The sequence below is a fragment of the Sphingopyxis sp. genome, assembly GCF_041916015.1.
Lineage (GTDB): Bacteria > Pseudomonadota > Alphaproteobacteria > Sphingomonadales > Sphingomonadaceae > Sphingopyxis.
On sequence record NZ_JAYSAH010000047.1, the window covers coordinates 1 to 21,165 of the forward strand.

The window sequence follows — 21,165 nt, forward strand, 5'->3', positions numbered from 1 at the left end:
CTGCGCGCGCCTCCGGTCGGGCTACGCCCGCCCTCCGCCGCACGCAGCGCAAGGCCATCTTCAACAAACCAGCATCATATCCGAAAAGGGGGTCCCTCTTCGACGCCGATCGGGGGTCCCTTTTGAACGCCGTTTGACAGGTATCGCGGACGGATCGGCGTCGCCCACGATGGCCTCGGCATGCCGCATGGAGAAGTTGTTCGGGTCTCCACGCCGTACAAGGGGGCAGCGATCGGGGCTCGCCTGCCACCCGATGCGACGGCAGGCCGGACAAACCGGGAAGGCGTATCCGTTCTGTATCTGGCATCCGAAGTGCAGACCACGTTGGCGGAAATTCGACCGCATCCGGGACATCTGATCTCCCTCGGCGGCTTTCGCGCGAAAAGAAATCTCCGGATCGCCCGCTTTGATCTTCCGATCGGGAACTTCTCCTCATCCGATGATCGCCTCGGTCTGTTCGCGAACATATATCACATCGACTGGCTGCTCCGCTTTCCGATCATTCCGGAGGAACGGCACCGTTATGCCGTCACGCAGATTCTTGCGGATATACTTGTCCGCCGCGGGTTCGACGGGGTCGCATACCGAAGCTCGGTCGGAACAGGCGTCAATCTCTGTGCATTCGATCCTTCGACATTTGCATTCGACGAAAGCGTGTCGGCCGTGAAACAGGTCGAACAATTGCACTACACATTCTCGAACGTGGACATGAATGACTAAGGGCGTCGCGGCATCGCGCGCCAACCAATAAACGGCCGGCCGGCTTCATGGCGGGAAGACCGATCCAGACCTCAGCAACGGCCGCGACGCCGACAGCGGCGTGGCGTGGCGTGGCGTGGCGTGGCGTGGCGTGGCGTGGCGTGGCTTCCCAATCGCCCCTGATCCGGCCGGCGCCAGCCTTTTTCTGCGCTCGCGTCTCCGAATTCCTGCCGTTCGATCCCCCGGCTCCGTATCGCGATGCAAGCGGGCGCTTCGCCGAGCGCTTTCTTCGCGAACATGCTGATCCGGCGACCGTCGAAGTCCAGCGCGTTTGGTCAGACAGCAAGCTGGGGCTTGCGCAGTTGAACATCCATCATTGCCTGCCTGGCACCGCGGTCTCATGCCAAGCGATCCGCGAGCAAGCCAGCATCGGAAGCGCAATCGCCTGCCGCCCGCGGATATCTTGCTCGACGCGCGCGAACGGATTCTCAATTGCAGCCAATCCGCCAACTCATGTTCTGGCCAGGAGACAGCCGTTCAGTTCGCAGGACCGAAATTCTCGCCGCCGAGATTTCAAAGCGCTCCAAATTCAACGCACGCTTGGTGATGGCGTCAACTGGTCAAAATAGAGCAAGAGATCGAATGCCTTTTTCGGGACCACAAGGCCTTCGGTCGTGTAATTGACGCTGACGGACTGCTCGCCTCTCAGCCAGCGGGCCGGGGCACCGGATGCGGGGCGGATATCGAGCAGAAAATGCGTCTGGCGAACGCGGGCCAGCGCGCCGTCGATCGTACCTGGTCCGTCCGCACCATCGCCGCGCGTCGGTGAACTGATCCCGGCGACAAGAAAATCATCTCCGAGAGCGCGCCGTAGATGAACTCCCATCGCGGCCGGCGGCTTTTCATAAATCGCCCAGATCCCGCCGCGCGTATGGGCATTCATGACATGGCCGTTGTGCGCAAAAACCAGAAGGCGCCCCCTCGGCCCTTCCTGACCGAGCGCCCAAAGAGTGTTGGCGGCCATCGCGGTATCGCGCGCAGCGTCGGCGCGATAGTCGCCGGGCAGCAGCCGGCCCTCGGGATCGGGTGCTGCCAACACATCGAAGAGAGCCTGAAGTTGCTGCGCCGCTATGACATTCTGCCACGCCCAGTCATAATCCTCCCGCGATGACGCGGCGACGAGAGCGGGCCGCCTTGTATCGAAGAAGCGGAGCAATTGCGCGACCGACCGGCGAAGCTCCGCGCGCTCGCGCTCCGTCAGCGCGCGATACGCCGGCGCCGAGAAGCGCTCCAGAAAGGGCTCGATATTCTCGCGCAGGGGCGCCGACCGCTTGGGCTCCGCCCGGGCCAGATAGTCGAGAGCCTCGTCGAGCGTGACGCGCGCACGCGCCCATGCGCCGTCCGCATCGCCGCCGCTCACGTCGATGCCGTAGATCGCGACCTTCCGGCCGTGCGCGGAGTCGAGATTATAGGCGCGAATCCATTCGAGCAGCTCGATATTCTCGGGGTAGCGCCAAAAGCCCCATGTCAATCCGCTCCGCGCAATCTCGTGCGCATCGCCCGCGCCCCCCGCCGCATAATCGTGCAGCCGCCGCGATTCATGGAGGCCCGATTCCAGCGCGATCGCGGTGAAACCCTGCTCCTCGACGAGATAGCGGAAGAGGCAGTTGCGCAGCGCCAGCGGCTCGTGCGCGCCGTGCACCGGTTCCCCGAGCGCGACGACGCGCGCGCTGCCGAGCGACGCGGCGACTGCACGATAGTCCGCGCCTTCCCGGATGGACGCGCACGCCGGCAGCGGAACCGCATGCGCCTTCGCCCAGGCGATGAAGGCCGCGTCATATGGCGCGGCAACAGCAGCGGCCGATAGCGTCGAGAGCCACGCCGCAAGCGCCACACCGATCCGGCAAAGCGCCGTCACGGCAGTTCGATGCGGTACAGCGGCACCCCGTTCAGGAGAAGCCGCTGGGTCTTTCCTTCGGCAACCGTGTCGAACTGCAGCCGTTCGGGCGCGTAAGCCGGGGTTTCGAAGCGAAAATGCCCGGCCCCATCTTCAGCGAGCGGCACGGGGAGACTCGAATCGGCGTAAGACAGCACGAGCTTCGCGCCGCGTGCATAGATGCGTACGCTCGGCCCCTCCTCGCCATGCGCGCTGTATCGGCCGACAAACGGCCCATAGGAAGCCGGCGCCATCGGCGCCCGGGGCACATCCGCGTGGACAAAGGTCGCATCCCCCTCGACCACCTCCGACACCGCACCCGACACATCGCGAAAGAAGAGAAAGGCCCGCGGCCCCGCGGGGGTCAGATGGGCGCCCCATCCTTCCCGTCCGATCCGCGCAAGAGGCAAAACCGTCGCGCCGTCGTCCATGAGCAGATCACCCGATGGCCCGGGCCGAAACTCCAGCGCCTTGCCGCCGGGGCCGACGAAATGGCCGGCAAAGCTCTCGACTCCGCGCCATGTGAGATCGGGCACGGGTTTCGGCCCGATACCGAACAGCCGCGCGACGATCCGCTCGCGAAGCGCCCTGTCCGCAGGTCCGTTGCCGAGAATGACGATTCCCAGCCCCTGCTCCAGATGAACGGCGAAATAGGCCTGGAAGCCCGCGATCGAGCCGGTGTGGGAAAGCATCTCCCCATGCTCGGCGATATCGAAACCATAGCCATAATCGTCGCGAACCGGCGTGATCATGCGCGAGAAGGCGCGATCGGACAGCAGCCGCCCCTTCGGCGTCCCGCCCCGCGCCAGCAGCATCCGGGCATAGGCGGTCATGTCGGGCGCGTTCGAGACTATCGCGCCATCGGCCGCGATATACTCGAACCATGGCGCGACGACGAGATCGCCATCGGGCGCGCGCTCGTAGCTTGTCGCCATCTGCCGGCGCTGCCGGTCGTCGATCTGGGGGGCGGTCGCCGTCATGCCGAGCGGATCGAGGATGCGCCGCTGCACGACCGTCGGGAACGGCCGCCTATCGACCGCTTCGGCCGCATAGCCGAGCAACTGATAGCCCGAATTGGAATACCAGAAATGCTCGCCCGGCGCGTAGCGGGGCTCGAAGCCGGAAAGCGCGGTGACGAGGAAGCGCATCGATGCGACATTGGCGAGATAATTGGGAAGACCCGACGTGTGCGACATCAGCGACGCGCCGGTGATCGGCGCATAGCGGCTGCGCACCTGAAAATCGGGGAGGTAGCGCGCGATGGGCGCATCGGGATCGAAGCGCCCCTCGTCCGCCATCTGCATCAGCGCGACCGCCGCGAAGGACTTCGAAATCGACCCGATTGCGAAGCGCGTATCGGCTGTCGCTGCGATCCCCCGGTCGATGTCGGCATAGCCATGTGCGGCGACCATGATGGATCGGTCGCGATCGGTGATCGCCACGACGAGCGCGCTGTCGCCCGATGCGCCGTCGACCATTGCCCGGATATCGGCAAGCGCCGCCTCGCGATCCGCGCCGCCGCCTTCCTGTGCCACCGCCGGCGCGATCGCCCCGATCACGAAGGCGAGAAGGAGAAACAGCCGGGTCATGCGAGGCACGCGTCGACGAGCCGGTCGAAGGCGCTGCCGCCGCGCATCGGATCGGCGACCACGATGTTCCAGGCACGCGCCAGGTCGGACATCGCAGCCTCGGCCTCTTCAACGCCGAGACCCGCGGTATTGAGCGACACGCCGGCGCAGCGGACGCCGGGGTTGGTGAGCTCTGCCTGCTGCAGCGTGGCCTCGATCGCGCGGCCGATCGACGGAAGCGGATAGTCGGGCAAACCGACGATCCGCTCGCGGCCATGGGCGTGACAAAGGACCAGCACGTCGGGCTGCGACCCGTGGAGCAATCCGAGGGACACGCCGGCGTATGACGGGTGAAAGAGCGAGCCCTGCCCCTCGATCACGTCCCAATGGGCAGGATCGGCATCGGGGCTCAGCAATTCGGCAGCGCCCGCAACGAAATCGCTGACGACCGAGTCGATCGGAATGCCGCGCCCTGCGATCATGATCCCTGTCTGACCCGTCGCCCGGAAGTCGGCATCGATCCCGCGTGCGCGAAAGGCATCGGCAAGCGCCAGCGCGGTATATTTCTTGCCGAGCGCACAGTCGGTGCCCACGGTCAGCAGCCGCTTGCCGCTCCGCCGCCTGCCGGTTGCGATCGGGAGCCCCGCCGGCGGCGTGCGCACGTCGATGAGACGGCGCCCATGTGCTTCGGCCGCCTGCCGAAGCCGCCTATTGTCGCTGAGCCGGTCATGCGCCCCGCTGATGATATCGAGTCCCGCATCGAGCGCCTCGACCAGACAGGGAATCCAGGTCTCCCGGATCGCCCCGCCGATCGATGCCGCCGAGAGAACGAGCGCCCGCGCGCCCGCGGCATAGGCCGCACGCGGCGCCATGACGGGAAGCCCGAGCGTAACCGCGGCACCGGCACATTTATGCTCGCCGATGCAGAGCCCCGGCGCCCAGTCGCGAAGACCGAGGCCGGTCTTCAGAAACGTCGTGTCCGCCGCATCGCCGAGGAAGAGCAGATAGGGGCCGGGAAGATCGAGATCTTCGGGCCCGGTTGCCGGCGCAGCCCCGGCCTGATTCATCGCGATGCTCATGATTGATACTTCGAATAGACGGGCCGCCCCGGATTGACGCCTTCGACGAGCGCTCCGCCATCGACGATGAGCACGCCGTTCACCATCACATAGCGAAAGCCCTCCGAATAGCGCGCAGCGTCGCCATAGGTGGCGCGCGTGCCCACCGTGCGGGGATCGAACAGCACGATATCGGCGTCCATGCCGGGCTGGAGCCGGCCCTTGCGTTTCATCGCGGGAACGAAAGCTTCGAGCCGCTGCGCAGGCATCAAGGTGATCTTGCGGAGCGCCTCCATCAAATCAAGCGTTCCCGCCTCGCGAACATAATGGCCCAGCAGGCGCGCGAAGGTGCCCGCCGAGCGCGGATGTCCGTTCGGTCCCTCGATCCGACCCCCGTCGCTCGCCACCAGCACCGAGGAATCCTTGAGCAGCGCCTCGATCGTCGCTTCGCCGTTCATATGCATGATGATCCCGTCATCGCCGGTACCGGCACGCAGCGCGTCGAACTCGGCCTGCGTCAGCCGCTTGCCCGTGCGGCGCGACTGGAGATCGCCGACGCCGACGCCCCAGCGCTGTTCCCAGCCCGGATCGAAGAAATGGCTGCGCACCGCGTCGACCGATCCGCCCCAGGGATAGGTTTCGGTCGTGATATCGATGCCGCGCCCGCGCGCATCGTTCAGCAGCGCGGCCATGAAGGGCGCATCGCGCATCGCCATGCTGTTGATATGCGCGACATGGATGCAGGCCCCCGTCGTCGCGGCATTCGCTATGCTCTCCTGCACCGCCTCGAAAGTGCTGTCCGGTTCGACGAGGCTGCCATAGCGAATATGGGTGAAGAGGCAGGTGGCGGTTTTCGCAGCGACCGCGGTGACGTCGAGCATTTCGCGGCGTGTGATGCCCGGCGCATATTGGGTCCCGCTCCCGATTCCGATCGCACCCTCGCGCACCCCTTGTTCGAGCAGTGCGTCCAGCCGCTTTGCCGCGGCAGCGGACAGCGGCGCGTCGGCTTCTTTCGCCCCGAACTTCTCCATCGGGTCGCGCAACGCCGCGAGCCCCGCATCGCCTTCACCCTTCTGGATGAAATAGCGCAGCGCCGTGTGCCCGGCGCTGGTGCCATAGTTCAGGAGTTCGCGTCCCCGCTTCACCGCGTACCAGGCCGGGACCGGCCAGGTCCCGATCTCGAGTTCGAGCCGTGTCGTCACGCCGTCCTTCGCCTGATAGCGCGCGGCGTCGCGAGTGGTCGCATGCGAATGTATGTCGATGAAGCCCGGCGCCGCGACGAGCCCGCGCGCATCGATCACCCGCCTGCCCTTCAGCGGCGCCGCGCTGACCGCCGCGATCCGGTCGCCGTCGATCGCAATATTGCGCACCGCATCGAGCCCCGTTTCCGGGTCGATCGCGCGGGCTCCCGTATAGACGATGTCGTGCACCGGCCCGGGCTGCGACGCTGCGGCAGAGAGGTTCGCCGCCAGCGCGGTCGCGGCCAGCAGCAGCGCCGCCGCCGCCGCGCGCCCCGGCCGCACCCTCGTCAAGATTCGCCTCTCATACACCACGCCTGGCACGAGCTCAGAAATTCGCGCGGAGCGAAACCGTGACGCTGCGCGGCTCGCCGACGACATTGCCGTAGAATAGCGTCTGATAGTTGTTCACGAAATAACGTTTGTCGAACAGGTTCTTGACGTTGATCTGCGCGCGGAAACGGCCGAAATCATAACCCGCCGACGCATCGACCAATATGTAGGATGGCAGGTCGCGCGTGGCGCGATCGATGTCGGTCTTCACCGAGTCGACATAGCGGATGCCGCCGCCGACGAAGGCGTTGCCGAACGCGTAGCTGGTATAGATGCTTGCCGAGCTCTTCGGCAGGAAGGCGATGGTCTTGCCGATCAGCGTCGGGTCGTCGTCGCGCCGGATCGTGGGGTCGAGGATGGCGAGGCCCGCATTGACCTGCCACCCTTTCGCGATCTCGCCGACCGCCTGCAGTTCGAACCCGCGGTGGCGAACCTTGCCGATCGGCGCGTAGCGGTCGATGAGATCGATCGTCTGGTCGTAACGGGCCTGGTTCGACTGCCGGACGTCGAACATCGCGCCGGTGAGAAGCAGGCGGCGGTCCGGCGACACATATTTGAAGCCGACCTCATATTGCTCGCCGGTGAGCGGGGGCAGGACGCCGCCCGCAGCGTCGATGAAGAGCTGCGGCTGGAAGGATTCGCTGTAGGACGCGTAGAAGTTGAGGCCGCGCACCGGCTCCAGCGTCGCGGCGAGACGGAGGCTCGTCTGGCTGTCCCCGCTGAAATCCTGCCAGGGGCCGGTACCCGATTGCTTGCTGACATCGGGCTTGGCCCAGGAGAGCCCCGCAAGCAGGGTCAGCGGCTCGGCGACCTTGATGTTCGCCTGCGTCGACAGCGTGAAATAGCGCAGACGGCGGTTCAGGCTGTAATCGAAGATGCCCGGATAGGTGCGCGTGTTGAAAAGCGCCTCGATCGCATCGACGCCGTCGAAGATATTGCCGACGTCGCCCTGCGGCGTGTCGGGAATCGTGCCCGCCTGCTTCGTGTCGTAGCTCTGGTAATTGGCGGCAACCGCTACGAAGCTGTCGGTCAGTCCCAGATCGTCGAACTTGTAGACGGTCGAGAGACCCGCGCTGAACGCCTGCGTGACGCTCTTGGTGATATTATTGATCGCAATGAAGAAGTCGCCGTTCGGCTGGAGATCGTAGCCGTAGCCGCTCTCGCCGGTCGTGTTCGAACGGAGATAATTGACCTTGAGGCTGACCGACAGCGCCGAAGACGCCTCCCAATCGAGCCCGCCGTTCACGCGCACCACTGGCGTCACCAGGTCGAAATCGCCCGACCCGATGAAGAAGGAGCGGCCGACCGGCGCCGGCGAGCCGTCGGGCAGCGTCGGGATGCCGTCGAACGAGGTGCGCCGGTAGCGCTCGTAGCCGCCATGAACATAGCCGGTGAGCCCCGGCGACAGATCCGCGTCGATCCCCGCATACAGAACCGTCTTCGACGAATCGACGCGTTCCATGAAGCTGCCCGCCTCCTCATGGACGGCGATCCCGATCAGATTGACCGTGCCCGAGGCGTTGAGCGAGGTCGCGGCCTGGCCTTCGATCCGCCAGCGGTCCCACGAACCGCCGAGCAGCTCGATATGCGAGGGCGTGCCCGGCTTCGCGCCCTTCGTGACCTGGTTGATGATGCCGCCCGGGTTGGCCGCGCCATAGACCACCGAGGTCGGCCCCTTGACGATTTCGAGCCGTTCGAGCGTCGCGAAGTCGGGTTCGTAATCCAGCGCCCCGACATTCAGCCCGTCGATCGCATTGCCCGCCGCGAAGCCGCGCAGCTTGACGATCGACGACGTGCCCCCGGGATTGCCGTCGAACAGCGCGCCCGGCGTATATTGCGCGACATCGCCCAGCGACTTCGCGTCGGTCGCGTCGAGGAAATCCTTGCTGACGAGGCTGATCGACTGGGGGACCTTCTCCAGCGGAACCGGAAGACCGGTCGTCCCGCTCGTATCTTCGCTGAGATAGCGATAGCCGCTCACGACGATCGCGTCGCCTTCGCTCCCGGCCACCTCCTGCGCAGCGGCCACCGACGGCACGAAAGCGAGGACCGCGGCCGCCGTTCCCGCGCGGAGCGGACAGAACGCGGCGCGGCTGCGCTGGTGGCGGAAGGCAAAGCTTTCTCGGTTCATCGTCATCTCACACACCCCCTGGATCGATAAGGCCGGACTGGAGCGCCTTTCGCGCTCGCAAGGCCGGAGAACGACAGAATTAACTCCGGTTGACATATTTCTGTCAATTGATAGTTTTGAACATATTTCTGGCATTGACGACCGGAAGCCGACAAGAGGAACGCGCATGGCAGGCAAGAAAGAACGGGCTGTGAGACAGGAGGCGCCGGCCATCCCCAATGTGCCGCTCCTCCAGCGCCTTCAGGCGGAACTCGAAACCTATTCGACGGCGGACCGGGCGATCGCCGCCTATATTCTGGGTCATTATCCGACACTTGCCTTCGAGACCGCGATGACGCTCGCCATGAAGGTGGGGGTCAGCGAGATCACGATCGGGCGCTTCACCCGCAAGCTCGGCTATCGCAACTTCAAGACGATGAAGAACGAGCTGAAGGATGGCAGCGAGGAAGGTTTTCCCTGGCTGGTCGGCGACCAGCTCCGGCATTTTGTCGATAGCCCCGGCCTGCCCGACGAAGCGGACGGATCGATGCAGCGCGAGATGAAGTCGTTGCTCGCGGTCTACCGCCTCGCCGAAACGCCGCAATGGGCGGCCGCCGCGGACCTGCTCGCCACGTCGAAAACGGTGCAGATCGCGGGATTCCAGACCGAGCGTGGCATCGCGATGCTCCTCGCCAATCATCTGCAATTCATGCGCGATGGCGTCCGGCTCGTCGATCTCTCGGCCGGCAATTATGCCGACGTCTTCGCGGCCGACGACGAGGATCGCTGCCTCGTCGTGATCGACATCCGGCGCTATTCGCGCCAGTCCTATCTCATCGCCGAGCATGCCAGCCAGCAAGGCATTCCGCTGATCGTCCTCACCGATCTCTTCTGCGACTGGGCACCACGCTTCACGCCGCACGTGCTCGCGGTGCCGACGCAGACCGGCATGTTCTGGAGTTCACCCGTCGCGCTGGTCTGCGCGGTCAACCTGATGGTCAACAGCGTGATCAAGCGGATCGGCACGAAGATCGAGGCCCGCCTCGAAACGCTCACGCGCCTTCACCAGAGTTTTACAGGCTATGCCGGACATCAGCCCCCGCGCCCGAAAATGAGCGGCTGACGTCGAGACTGAATGTTAGTTTTTTGTCATTAAAAATCATAGACAGAAAAACGGCACGCGATTAGCCGATTCGCATGTCGGCAAGCCCGCCCCCAGCCCCGATCGAGTCGCTCGACGTTGACGGCGCCCTCGCCCGCCTGGACATCTGCGCGCCGCGCATCGACGTCGAGATCGTGCGGCATCAACTCGCCGAGCCCTTCCGCATCGCCGGGCAAGTCTTCGAAGATATCGAGACGGTCGTGCTGCGACTTGAGGCCGACGGCCATGTGGGTCAGGCGGAGGCTGCGGGCGTATTCTATCGCGATGATATGCCGCCAGGCATCGCCGCCGCGCTCACCGATGCGGCAACGACGATTGCAAAGGGCGTCCGCCATGCCGATGCCGCCCGGCTCTTCCCCACAGGCGGGGCGCGCAACGCCTTCGATTGCGCGCTCTGGGATCTTCAGGCGAAGCGCATGGGCCAGCCGGTCTGGCGGTTGCTCGGCATGGCGCCGCCGGAGCCTCTGCTCACCACCTACACGATCGGCAATGCGGCGCCCGGCGCGATGGCCGCGAAAGCCGCGCATTATGCCGATGCCCGCGCAATCAAGATCAAGCTCGTCGGAGATGGGGACGACGGCTCCCGTATCGCCGCCGTGCGCGCGGCGCGCCGCGATGTCTGGCTGGCGGTCGACGCCAACCGGAGCCTGACGCCGGCAAGCCTCGCCCGCCTCGTTCCTTCGCTCCAGGCCGCCGATGTGAGGCTGATCGAACAGCCGTTCGAGCCCGGTGCCGACTCCCCGCTTGCCACGCAGGCCTTGCCGATCCCAGTGGCCGCCGACGAAAGCCTTCAGACGGTCGCCGACCTCGATCGCCTTTCCCGCCTCTATCAGGTGGTCAACATCAAGCTCGACAAATGCGGCGGCCTTACCGACGGCCTCCGCCTTGCCCAGCGCGCCCACGCCCTCGGCCTCGATGTCATGGTCGGCAATATGCTCGGCACATCGCTCGCCATGGCTCCGGCCTGGCTCGTCGGCCAATATTGCAGCATCGTCGATCTCGACGGCCCGATCTTTCTTGCCGCCGACCGGTCTCCCTCGGTTCGCTATCGCGACGGCACCATTGCCTGCCCCGACGATCTCTGGGGCGGCCCGGCTGGCTGCGAAGGGAACGTACCATCATGATGCGGCTGATCGCCTGCGCCCTGGCCCTCTCCTTCCCGGCCTTCGCCCCGGCACAGACAGGAACGGCGCAGGAGTCGCCGCGCGCCACGCAATGGTGGGATGATGTGGAGGAGATCGGAAGCGACGCCAACGAGGGCCGCGCAACCGGCTCGACGGGACATTTGCGCGCGGCCGACTATGTCGAGCGCCGGCTCCGCGAAATCGGTCTGTTGCCTGCGGGCGATGCCGGCACCTACCGCCAGACCGTCCCGCTCGAAGAGCAGACAATCGACTATCCGGCCTCCCGCGCGTGGCTGATCGACCGTTCGGGCACGGAACATCCCATTGCGCTGGGACGCGACATGATCGTCTCGGCAAGCGGCGGCCCGCGCGCCGCGGCGACCGACGCACCGCTCGTCTTCCTCGGATACGGCATGCATCTGCCCGCTTTCGGCCACGACGATTTTGCGGGCGTCGATCTTCGCGGCAAGATCGCGGTCGTGTTAGGCGGCGGTCCCGCTGGCGTTCCCGCCCCGGTCAAGGCCAACCAGCGCAAGGAGCGCACGCGGATTCTGGAACGGGCCGGAGCCGTCGGCCTGATCATGCTGACGCCGCCGAAGCTGGTCGAGATACCGTGGAGCCGCCAGCTCCTGCTCGCCCGTCAGAGCCAGATGTATTTGTCCGCGCGCGACCTGCGCGACATGCCCGACGGCTTCTTCCTGGCGAGCTTCGACCCCGGAGCAAGCGAGACGCTGTTCGCGGGATCGGGGCATGATTTCGCGTCGCTTGCCGCCGCCGCCGATGCCTCTGCCTCGCTGCCGAAGTTCGAGCTGGGCTATAGGTTGAAGGCCGAAGTGACGGCGCGGCGACGCCTGCTGACCTCTCCCAACCTCGTTGCCATGCTCGCCGGCAGTGATCCTGTCCTTTCCACCGAGCATGTCGTGCTCTCCGCACATCTCGATCATGTCGGGATCGGTCCGGAAATCGGCGGCGATGCCATCTATAACGGCGCCATCGACGACGGCTCGGGGGTCGCATCGGTTCTGGACATCGCCGCCAGGCTCGCGGCAGGTCCCAGGCCGAAGCGCTCGATCCTCGTGCTCGTCGTGACCGCCGAGGAGCCGGGGCTGCTCGGTTCGACCTACTTCGCCCGATATCCGACCGTGCCGAGAAAAACCCTCGTCGCGAACCTCAATTTCGATACGCTCTTGCCTCTGTGGCCGCTGACCGAGATCCTGGCGCAGGGTGATGGCGAAAGCAGTCTCGGCGACAGGGCCCGCGCGGTCGCGGCGAGGCAGGGGTTGCGACTGGTTCCCGATCCTCTTCCCCATCGCAACAGCTTCGTCCGCACCGATCAATATAGTTTCGTGCGCGCGGGCATTCCGGCGCTCGCCCTCAAATTCGGCTTCACGCCCGGAAGCGAAGCCTTCAGGCTCGAACAGGAATGGCGCGCCAACCGCTATCATGCACCGGGCGACGATATCCACCAGCCCGGCATCCTGCCCGCCGAAGCGATCAGGCTGGACGATTATGCCGTCGCGCTCACGGTCGATATCGCCAACGCGCGTGCGCGGCCGGCTTGGCACAAAGGGAGTATCTTCGCCCTTCCCGTCAGCGGGCAATAAGCGATGAGGCAGTCTCCGGGGGTACGATTGATACAAAGTGGCGCGCCGGCGTCGATGTCCTGTGCTTCGGCGGCACCAAGAACGGCATGGCGGCGGGAGGGCCATCGTCTGCTTCGACACCGCGCCTGCAACCGACTTCGACTATCGCTGCAAGCAAGCCGGCCAGCTTGCCTCGGACATGGGACACGCGCGCGTCGAAGCTGTCGATCTTCCTGCACAGCCTATGACAGAACTTGCAGTAGCGGACGCTACATCTCACGAGGCTCAGGACGTGATCCCGGCGCACGCAAGATCAGCACTATCCAGCATCGTCATCCAGTTCCGCGCGCTGGTGCGTGAGATCGATCTGCTCGAGAAGCAGATTCTCGATTGGCATCGCCACGATGAAGTCAGCCCGCCCCTTTCATCGGCCGTCTCCCGCTTCAAATCTTTTCGCCCTCCGGGCAAGCAGCCGCCGGCTTTGCGTCCCGTCTTCCGCCACCGTTGAACGCAGCAAGCGCGGAGATGCGGCGGTGTTGCCGGACGTAACGCCTTCGCGTTAAATGCGAATAATTCGCAATTAGGCGTTGCGCCGCCCGGGCTTTTCGAGTTGACGCTGCATGGGGCGGATTGTTTTATTGCAGTCGGCGCAAGACAAATTGGTGAGCAGTGAAGAATAGCAAGCATCCGGATTGGAACGATATATTCATGACGGCTGCGTTGCAGCCAGATCGCTGGATCGAGGCGCTCGATACCATGGCCAGGCATACCGGAGCCTCGCATGGTCAGTTGATCGGGATTGGCGGCGTTCGGGACGTCATGTTCAATCTCGCCACCAATTTCGAGCCGTCGGCCTTTGCAAAATTCGTGCAGGTCGGCGGCGGGTCGCCCGATACCAATTTCCGCATTGCCGCATCCCAGCGCCATATCGCGCGCGGGCTTTACGATCCGATCCTGCACGAGCACCATTATGACGAGGTCATCCCCGATCTTTCCTCCCGTCAATATGTCGATTGGTGCGAGGAGATCGATGTCCCGTTCGGTTGCCAGACCAACCTCGTGATCGATGGCTTCGGCCTGGTCGGCTTCGCGACGCTTCGCAAGCGCAAGGAAGGGCGGACCACCGCCCGGCAGCGCGGTATCTTCTCCCGTGCGGCTGAAGCGGCCCGGCGTGCAGTCCGCCTGCAGGAACGGCTCGAAGGCGAGCAGGCCCGGCTCCTCGCCGGCGCCTATGACGCGATCGGTATCTGCGCTTTCATTCTCGATGCACGCGGGCGCGTTCTGGCTCATACGAACCGGGCGGCCGATCTGCTTTCGGCAGGCGATGTACGTCTCTCGGGCTCGATGCTCGACGCAGATGCAAGGCCGATGCCGCTACGCAAGGCGATTGATGCCCTCGTCGCGAACGGCGGCCTGCCAAACATCAGGGTCCGGATCGAACTGCCGTCCGAAAGGCCGCCGCTGCTGGTCGAAGGGTTCCGGCTGCCAGCAGAATCCTGGTCGTTCGGCAGGCTCCCTCACGCCGTCCTCATCGTCAACGCGCCGCGCCGGGACCGCGCTGGCGTCGGGCAGATGCTGGCCTTGCTCTATGGATTGACGGCCGCCGAGGCAGATATTGCAATGCGCCTGTTTGACGGGAAGAGCCGGTCCCAGATTGCGGCGGAGCGTGGCGTCGTCGCCGAAACGCTGCGCGGCCAGATCAAGCGTATCCACGCGAAATGCGCCGTCGATGGCGAGGCTGCCCTCATGCGGCTGCTGGCCGCCTTCTTTATATGAGCCATCCCCCCTGAGGGGCATGAAGACGATGTAGCGAGGATTACATCCGGCCACCTTGGGTTTGTACCGAGGGGGGCTTTGGTGATTGCGAGCAGATATATCGCTGCCGGCGCGCTGGCGCTATTGAGTGCGATGCCGCTCCAGGCTGCATCGCCGCTGCTTGTGCGTGACGGTGGCGATCTCCTGCTGCCGCCGCCCCCGGACACCCCGGTCTATGTCTATGAGGTCACATGGCCGGATAGCGGCATGTGGCGGAAATGGGAAAGCGGCGAGCAGGCTGCCAGCGACCTCAGGCACGACATCCGGCCGCAACCTTTCATCGTCGAGAGCATCGATGAAGAAAACCACAAGCTGCAGGTTCGCACCACGGCAATCGGGCGCGAACTGTTGCGGCATGCCGGCCTTACGGTCGTTGGTCCGGAAACCGGCGCGACCCGCGAAACCTGCATCGACATGTTTGTGCGCTTCACCATCGGCGCATCGGGCCCGCCGCTGGAAGAGGCAGACGTTTATCGGGACCGGCAATGTCCGCTCGGCGAGGAAATCGCCCCCAATCGCAAGTTGATCATCGAGGGATTGGACAAGCGTCGCCACCGGTTGTTCGTCACCGCGTCGGACGACCCGCGGTGGGGAATCTACGAAACTGTGGACGAGAACGGCAAATTCAAATTGCTCGGCATGGGCCGCGACGAAAAGAAAACCACCTATGTCAGCTTCTCCGCCCCGCCTGTCGGTGATCGCCTGACGTTGCTCAAGATTTGGCAGTTCGACCACAAAGGAAAAGGCAAGGTGATCGCCACGATCGATCTGACTGGTTCGGTGCACGTCCATGAAGACGGCAACACGTCCAAAACCAAGGAACCATAATATGAGAATGTCGCGCGGCGATAGCCGATCCTCACGCCGGAAAAGCAGCGCGCGCCTGGCCGCCGCCGTGGCAGGCGGCCTGTGGCTCGCCACATCGGGCAGCGCACCCGCCGGGGCCCAGCCCTATGAGGAGCATATCGTCGGGCCGTGGAAGATCACCAACATATCGGATGGATGCCAGGCGGAGGGGGAATATGAGAATGGCATGACGCTGGAGATTGGCGTCTGGGCCAACGGCACCGAAAGAATCATCCTGTCGAACGACAACTGGAAATCGCTCGAAAGTCGTGACGGCAAAAGACTTGCCATGGTTTTCGACTTCGACGCGAAAACGATACGCCAGACAGGCCAGGTGAGCGGCACCTCCCACTTCATAGGGTCCTTTTTCAAACCCCAGGAAGGGGAAGAGTCGATCTTTCCGATATTCGCGGCGTCGAGCCGGGTTGCGATCGTCGCTGACGACAAGCTCATCGGCCGGTTCAATTTTACCGATTCTCGCGAGGCCGCGATGGAAGTGATCGCCTGCATCCGCGCCGTGCGTGCGGCCGACCCTTTCGCCGGTTGATCGGATGTTGCGGATGCACGCCCTGGCGTCATCGATGCTGACCTTGGCGGCCATCGGGGCGCTCTGCCTGCCCGCCGCGGCATCGGCCCAATCCACGGCGCAGTCCTCGACGAAGGTGCCGGTCTTCACCTGCGAACATGCCAATGCTCCGTCCGACACCTACATCGGCTGGGCCGACAAGCAGACCGGCGCGTTCCTGTTCCGCTGCCTCGTCTTTGCCGATCGGACGGGGGTGGCTTTCCAAATGACCTATCGCTCGCCGCAGGCCGGCGACCGCTCGTCCGCGAGCGTCATCGGCGGCGGCTGGGGCACGGATTTCGACGATGTCGCGCATGGAGGAAGCAGCGGCCGGGTGGTGATCCGCAACGGATCGGACGGCTCGGTCGATACATATGGCGCCCGGCGGCGCGGATCGCCGTTGCTGGTATCCGGCAATAGCGCCGAGCAGCGCGAGCGGCGCGCTGAGGCTTGTGAATATGTCGAGCACGAGGAACTCGGAGGCCTGCGCCGGGTCGATTGCGGCCGCAATATCCAGCACTTCGACGAGAGTGGGCGCCTGATCCGCTATTTCACCCATGCCTTTCGCCAGATCTTCGAACTGAACTGGGGCGATGGCTCTGGGCGGACCGTCACGGGCGACAGGTGGGTGCTTTCGGTCATGGGCGAGACGCCCGCCGGAAAGACGATCTTCACCGCATTCCGGACGCGCCCAGACCGGACGACGGTGACCGACCAGGATGACCGCACCGTCATTTTCGCATTCGACGAGAGCGGAAGGCTCGCGAGCGCGAGGAGCTCGGCCGGTGAAATCTACCGGTTCGACTATGGCACCAGGGGCGGCCTTGTCGCGGTCACCTTTCCCGACGGCGGCGTTCAGACCATGACCTATGACCCCACGGGCCGCATTGCCGAGATCGCGGCGCGGCGCGGCGCCACCGCCCGCTTCCTGTATCGCAGCGGCAGGACGGAGGTCATCGAACGGGCTGCCGACGGCACCAGCGGCCGCACCGTGGTGAAGTTCAGATGAGGAACCGCCCGGCAGCGATCGAGGCGGATCGGCGCGCCCTTCGAAGCAAAGGAGAATCGTCCGGTCGATCTTCATGGGAAGACGCCGGGAGGCACATTGGAGGTTGCTCGACATGCGTTTGAAAATGAGTTGCCGGTCGCGCCGGTCGCGCGCGCCGCTGTCCCTGCTGGTCCTGCCGATGCTCCTCGCGAGCGGGGCCGCCGCGGCGCAGGATGAGGTCTATGTGCCGATCGAAACGCGGGAGGTACGGGGCTATCTGATGGTGCAGGGCGTCAACAGCCGCACCGGCAATTTCGCGGTCACCTATCCTGCCTTCGACCGGCACGGCGTCCCCTATCGCCGGACCTATAACAGCAATGCAGACAATCGCGGGACGTTCGGGCTAGGCTGGGGCTCCTCGTTCGACACGCGTGCCGTAGGCCTTCCCGATGGCCGGGTCGCGGTGCTGGAGAACGGCAATGGCGCGATCACCGTCTATGGCCCCGGACCGGCAGACGAGACGCGCGAGCAAATGGAAAGGGCAGTTGCGAAAGCGCTCGTCCACCCCAGCGGCGCCGCCCGGCGATACATCAACAACCAGCTCGCCATCGAGAGCAAATATGCGATGGCGGAGGCCACCAATTGCGGCGCGGCCGTCCTCGGCACCTCGCTGACCGGCTATATCCGCATGACATGCCCCGGCCGCGTCGAATATTTCGACGAGGATGGCCGTCTCGTGAAATATACCGACAGCAGCGCCGGTGACGATCGCACGGTGATGATCGAGCGGTCCGAAACCGGCGACATCGCCTCCATCCACGACGATGCCGGACACAGCCTCCGCTTCAGCCGCACAGGCGCGACGCTCAAGGTAACGGACGAGACGAACGCCTGGCTGTCCTATGATTTCGACGCGCACGGCCGCAACACGCGTATCACCGGTTCCGATGCGCCGGCCTACACATTCGAATATGGCCCCAATGGGCGCATGGGCGCCATCCGGTATATCGACGGCACGTCCCAGCGCATCGCCTATGATCAGGCCGGCCGCACCTCCAGGCTCACGCTGCGAAACGACGATATTTACGAATTCCGGCACGATCCCGCTTCCAGTCAGACTTTAGTCATCCAGCGCCCCCACGACGGCGCGCCCACCGGCCTGCTGGTCAAGTTCACCGATCCATGACCCGCGTGAAGGAACATCTTCCTCAGGAAATCCCGCATGAACGGCACCCGATACTGTTCGAGCATGATGACGCTGGTTCTGGCCTCCTCCGTGGCGCTGGCCCAGGAAGGGGATAAATATGGCGATAACGGGCTTCCGGAAGGCCTGTCAGATGACGGAGGCATTATGAAAATCATGAAAGCGGCTTTTGCGACCATATTGCTCGCGAGTCCCGCCATCGTCTCCGCGAGGGACGTTCCCCCAATTTACGTCGTCGGCAATGCCGATGACCCGGCCTTGATCTCCTGCGGTTTATCCACGGCTCCGTTGGTTACGGAAGCGGAGGCCGTGCTCGGAGGGAAAGGGGTGCAGATCGCGAGCCTCGATCAGGCAAAGGCAAAAAAGGCCCTTGTTCTGACCGTGGACCTGCATGCGGTTTCGCTCGCCAACATCACCTGCGCCGGCAACCTGACGATCAGGTTGGTAATCGGCGGGGTTGTTCCCAATCCCGTTTCCGGAGAAGATCAGGCGGCCACGCTGGAATATTGCACGAATGGCGCGGTATATAGCGGCGCTTCCGTCCAATCAGATCTTACGAATATGATCAGGCCTTGGACCGAAGAATGTCTTGCAGAATATACTTCGGAGTGAACGTCCGCCCCGGCGGGCGGGATAGCGAGCTATAACAATGATGTCTCCGCGAAAGCCGGAATGACGAAGGTGGTGGGGCATAACCGCGCCCCAAAGTTCCCAAAAAAAGGAAAAGCCCCGCCGGATCGCTCCGGCGGGGCTTGTTTCTGTCTGCCCGAAAGCGGGTGGGGCTTATTCCCCGTCGCTCTGGATCAGGTAATCGCCGGCATCGGCATCGGTGCCGTGGGTCTCGCCCTCGACCGTGCCCAGCGGGTCATCGCCGATCGCCGCTTCGGGACCCTGCGCCAGTTCGGCAGCATGTTCCTCGGCGGCCGACTGCGGCGCGATCAGCTGCGCTTCGGTGGCGTTGCGCATCGCAGCGCGGAGCGCGGCATCCTTCGACGACGCCGTCACGCGGACGCGGTTCATGGCAGCGCCGGTGCCCGCCGGAATGAGACGGCCGACGATGACATTCTCCTTGAGGCCCTGCAGCGAGTCGATCTTGCCCTGCACCGACGCTTCGGTGAGGACGCGGGTCGTCTCCTGGAAGGACGCCGCCGAGACGAAGCTGCGCGTCTGCAGCGAGGCCTTGGTGATGCCGAGCAGGACCGGACGGCCCTCCGCGGGAACGCCGTTCTTCGGCAGCTTGGCGTTATATTCCATCATCTCCAGATAATCGAGCTGCTCGCCCGGCAGCAGCGTGGTGTCGCCGCCGCTGGTGATCTCGACTTTCTGCAGCATCTGGCGGACGATCACTTCGATGTGCTTGTCGTTGATCTTCACGCCCTGCAGTCGATAGACTTCCTGGATTTCCGCGACCAGATACTCGGCCAGCGCTTCCACGCCCATGACGTCGAGGATGTCGTGCGGGTTCGGCGAGCCGCTGATCAGCGCGTCGCCGCGCTTGACCATGTCGCCTTCCTGCACTTCGAGCACCTTTGACTTGGGAATGAGGTACTCGATCGGATCGCCCTCTTCCGGCACGATCGCGATCTTGCGCTTCGCCTTGTAATCCTTCACGAATTCGATGCGGCCGCTGATCTTGGCGATCACCGCATTGTCCTTCGGAATGCGCGCCTCGAACAGCTCGGCAACACGCGGCAGACCGCCGGTGATGTCGCGCGTCTTCGACGCTTCGCGGGTCACACGGGCGAGGACGTCGCCCGCCTGCACTTCCTGACCGTCCTCAACCGACAGCATCGTGCCGACCGCGAGCAGATAGCGCGCGGCTTCGCCCGAAGCATCGTCGAGCAAGGTCAGGCGCGGCTGAAGGTCTTCCTTCTTGCCGCGGCCGGCGGCGCGATACTCGATCACGACGCGCTGCGCGATGCCGGTCGCTTCGTCGACCTGTTCGATCAGGGTCTTGGTATCGATCAGATCCTGATACTTCACGACACCCGGCTTTTCGGTAATCAGCGGCATGGTGAACGGATCCCATTCGGCAATCCGGTCGCCCTTCTTCACCTTCTCGCCGTCCTTGTGCATGATCTGCGCACCATAGGGCAGCTTGTGCGTCGCACGTTCCCGGCCTTCGCTATCGATGACCGCGATTTCGCCCGAGCGCGACAGCGCCAGACGGCGACCGCGCTGGTCGACGATCGTCGCCATGTCGCGATATTCGATCGTGCCGTCGGAGATCGCTTCGAGGTTCGACTGCTCGTTGACCTGCGCCGCGCCCCCGATGTGGAAGGTCCGCATGGTCAGCTGCGTGCCGGGCTCACCGATCGACTGCGCGGCGATGACGCCCACCGCTTCGCCGATGTTGACCGGCGTACCGCGCGCGAGATCGCGACCGTAGCATTTGGCGCAAACACCGAGGGTCGCTTCGCAAACCAGCGGCGAGCGGATCTTGACCGCCTGCACTTCGGCTTCCTCGATCTTCGCGACCATCGCTTCGTCGAGCAGGGTACCCACCGCTGCGATGATATTGCCGTCCTTGTCGGTGACATCTTCGAGCGTCGTGCGGCCGAGAATGCGTTCGCCCAGCGAGGCGATCGTCGAACCGCCCTGGATGATCGCGCGCATTTCCATCCCGCGTTCGGTGCCGCAATCATCCTCGATCACGACGCAGTCCTGCGACACGTCGACGAGGCGGCGGGTCAGGTACCCCGAGTTCGCCGTCTTGAGCGCCGTGTCCGCGAGGCCCTTGCGGGCGCCGTGGGTCGAGTTGAAATATTCAAGGACGGTCAGGCCTTCCTTGAAGTTCGAGATGATCGGCGTTTCGATGATCTCGCCCGACGGCTTCGCCATCAGGCCGCGCATGCCCGCGAGCTGCTTCATCTGCGCCTGCGAACCACGGGCACCCGAATGCGCCATCATGTAGATGGAGTTGATCGGGGCCATAC

Annotated in this window: 15 protein-coding genes and 2 pseudogenes; 11 read left to right on the plus strand and 6 right to left on the minus strand. The window is 64.5% G+C overall.

The window, feature by feature from the left end; all coding sequences use genetic code 11:
* Positions 1 to 180: 180 nt before the first annotated feature.
* Positions 181 to 720: an RES family NAD+ phosphorylase gene (locus ACE3SL_RS06510; protein WP_374524942.1), complete on the plus strand. Its 540-nt coding sequence runs from the start codon at positions 181 to 183 to the stop codon at positions 718 to 720.
* A 568-nt stretch (positions 721 to 1,288) separates the two neighbouring features.
* Here ACE3SL_RS06510 and ACE3SL_RS06515 read toward each other — a convergent pair.
* Genes ACE3SL_RS06515 through ACE3SL_RS06535 form a run of 5 tightly spaced genes read right to left on the minus strand, consistent with a single transcriptional unit; the run spans position 1,289 to position 8,969 of the window.
* Positions 1,289 to 2,617: an erythromycin esterase family protein gene (locus ACE3SL_RS06515; protein ID WP_374524943.1), complete on the minus strand. Its 1,329-nt coding sequence runs from the start codon at positions 2,615 to 2,617 to the stop codon at positions 1,289 to 1,291.
* Positions 2,614 to 4,224, minus strand: coding sequence for a serine hydrolase domain-containing protein (locus ACE3SL_RS06520; protein ID WP_374524944.1), 1,611 nt, complete (start codon positions 4,222 to 4,224; stop codon positions 2,614 to 2,616). The genes ACE3SL_RS06515 and ACE3SL_RS06520 overlap by 4 nt, the downstream gene beginning before the upstream one ends.
* A complete protein-coding gene (locus tag ACE3SL_RS06525; RefSeq protein WP_374524954.1) occupies positions 4,221 to 5,270 on the minus strand; it encodes a DUF1611 domain-containing protein in 1,050 nt (349 codons plus the stop codon). The genes ACE3SL_RS06520 and ACE3SL_RS06525 overlap by 4 nt, the downstream gene beginning before the upstream one ends.
* An 8-nt stretch (positions 5,271 to 5,278) precedes the next feature.
* A complete protein-coding gene (locus ACE3SL_RS06530) occupies positions 5,279 to 6,784 on the minus strand; it encodes an amidohydrolase family protein (protein ID WP_374524955.1) in 1,506 nt (501 codons plus the stop codon).
* Between the two features lie 43 nt (positions 6,785 to 6,827).
* Entirely contained in the window at positions 6,828 to 8,969 is a 2,142-nt protein-coding gene (locus ACE3SL_RS06535) for a TonB-dependent siderophore receptor (RefSeq protein WP_374524945.1), read from the minus strand.
* A gap of 184 nt (positions 8,970 to 9,153) precedes the next feature.
* Here ACE3SL_RS06535 and ACE3SL_RS06540 point away from each other — a divergent pair, with 184 nt between their 5' ends.
* From ACE3SL_RS06540 to ACE3SL_RS06585, 10 genes and pseudogenes are all read left to right on the plus strand, one after another.
* Positions 9,154 to 10,065, plus strand: a complete 912-nt coding sequence (locus ACE3SL_RS06540; protein WP_374524946.1) for a MurR/RpiR family transcriptional regulator — start codon at positions 9,154 to 9,156, stop codon at positions 10,063 to 10,065.
* Between the two features lie 74 nt (positions 10,066 to 10,139).
* On the plus strand, positions 10,140 to 11,228 hold the full coding sequence (locus tag ACE3SL_RS06545; RefSeq protein WP_374524947.1) for an enolase C-terminal domain-like protein: 1,089 nt from the start codon (positions 10,140 to 10,142) through the stop codon (positions 11,226 to 11,228).
* The gene (locus ACE3SL_RS06550; RefSeq protein ID WP_374524956.1) at positions 11,228 to 12,832 is read left to right on the plus strand and encodes a M28 family metallopeptidase; all 1,605 of its coding nucleotides are present in this window, start codon (positions 11,228 to 11,230) and stop codon (positions 12,830 to 12,832) included. The genes ACE3SL_RS06545 and ACE3SL_RS06550 overlap by 1 nt, the downstream gene beginning before the upstream one ends.
* A gap of 29 nt (positions 12,833 to 12,861) precedes the next feature.
* Positions 12,862 to 13,013 (plus strand): annotated as a pseudogene (locus ACE3SL_RS06555) (threonine aldolase); the annotation flags it as partial.
* A 506-nt stretch (positions 13,014 to 13,519) separates the two neighbouring features.
* Complete coding sequence (locus ACE3SL_RS06560; protein WP_374524948.1) at positions 13,520 to 14,587, plus strand: helix-turn-helix transcriptional regulator; 1,068 nt, start codon at positions 13,520 to 13,522, stop codon at positions 14,585 to 14,587.
* 78 nt (positions 14,588 to 14,665) lie between these two features.
* Positions 14,666 to 15,454, plus strand: coding sequence for a hypothetical protein (locus ACE3SL_RS06565; protein ID WP_374524949.1), 789 nt, complete (start codon positions 14,666 to 14,668; stop codon positions 15,452 to 15,454).
* A 1-nt stretch (position 15,455) separates the two neighbouring features.
* Positions 15,456 to 16,019: a hypothetical protein gene (locus ACE3SL_RS06570; protein ID WP_374524950.1), complete on the plus strand. Its 564-nt coding sequence runs from the start codon at positions 15,456 to 15,458 to the stop codon at positions 16,017 to 16,019.
* Entirely contained in the window at positions 15,994 to 17,046 is a 1,053-nt protein-coding gene (locus tag ACE3SL_RS06575; protein ID WP_374524951.1) for a hypothetical protein, read from the plus strand. The genes ACE3SL_RS06570 and ACE3SL_RS06575 overlap by 26 nt, the downstream gene beginning before the upstream one ends.
* Positions 17,047 to 17,158: 112 nt before the next feature.
* A complete protein-coding gene (locus ACE3SL_RS06580) occupies positions 17,159 to 18,211 on the plus strand; it encodes a DUF6531 domain-containing protein (RefSeq protein WP_374524952.1) in 1,053 nt (350 codons plus the stop codon).
* A gap of 63 nt (positions 18,212 to 18,274) precedes the next feature.
* Positions 18,275 to 18,841 (plus strand): hypothetical protein, encoded by a 567-nt coding sequence (locus ACE3SL_RS06585; RefSeq protein WP_374524953.1) that lies wholly within the window; start codon positions 18,275 to 18,277, stop codon positions 18,839 to 18,841.
* A 171-nt stretch (positions 18,842 to 19,012) separates the two neighbouring features.
* On the opposite strand, the pseudogene ACE3SL_RS06590 reads toward ACE3SL_RS06585, so the two are convergent.
* Positions 19,013 to 21,165 (minus strand): annotated as a pseudogene (locus tag ACE3SL_RS06590) (DNA-directed RNA polymerase subunit beta'); the annotation flags it as partial.